Origin of the sequence: Streptomyces cellostaticus (assembly GCF_001513965.1) — a bacterium.
GTDB classification, from domain to species: domain Bacteria; phylum Actinomycetota; class Actinomycetes; order Streptomycetales; family Streptomycetaceae; genus Streptomyces; species Streptomyces cellostaticus.
In genome coordinates this window covers 1-824 of sequence record NZ_KQ948138.1, presented here as the reverse complement: position 1 = coordinate 824, position 824 = coordinate 1, and the positions used below count along the sequence as shown (strand labels likewise).

Annotated in this window: 1 pseudogene; it reads left to right on the top strand. The window is 65.4% G+C overall.

What is annotated here, in order from left to right:
- Positions 1–605 precede the first annotated feature (605 nt).
- Positions 606–818: pseudogene (locus AQI88_RS44665) on the top strand (IS5/IS1182 family transposase); the annotation flags it as partial.
- Positions 819–824: the final 6 nt, after the last annotated feature.

Sequence of the window (824 nt, the reverse complement as noted above, 5' to 3'; positions counted from 1 at the left end):
AACAGTCAGCGCCAACCCGCGCCTCCTCGCCTTCAGCCCGACTGCGGATTGATCGGACGGTAGCGAGAACGCTTCAGGGGTCCCGAAGTTACGCCACCAGGGTGAAGGGCACCCCAAGTAGGAAGAACACAGCCCAGCCACGCGGACAGATTGCATCTCGCGGATGTTCTCGATCGGTGGATGTGGAACCCTAGACAAGTCCCATCGTCTCAGGTCGGGGGCATGCGCGTCTTCATGTCCAGGCCCTGTACCAGCTATTGATCGGTGGATCGAGGCTAAGTAACCGGGTTTGGGTGTCCGCCGTGCGCCTGCCTTGTGGTCCAGGGTGCCGGGACACGGTAGTTGCCACCTGGACACGGCTCCTGTCACCGCGAGCGGCGGCCTGCGTACGGCCGAACCATCGAAGCAGGCCAGCGTCGCGGGCGCGGTGACAGATGCGCTGTCCAAGGCACCGTGGGTGCCAAGAATCCTGTCCCGTTGGTGACAATCAGCGCGTCCCGCGCGCCTTGAGCACCAGGTCGTGGGCGTCGCGCGGTGACAACTACCGCGTCCCGGCACATCCAGATCCGTGCGCGCGTGAGGTCACCACGCACGCGGCCTCACAACGTATCCGTGTCCCACGTCCGGCCGGCGGACATCCACGAACACGCCCCGATCACCTGGGCGGCGACAAAGCGTACTCGTCCCGCCGGAACCGCCGATATCTGAGGCGTCGGCAGATCAAGCACACCATTCCTGAGCGCAAGGACCAGCGTGCCAACCGCCGGCGCCGCGGTAGCGCGGGCGGTCGACCCACCGGCTTCGAACGCACGGAGTACTAGATG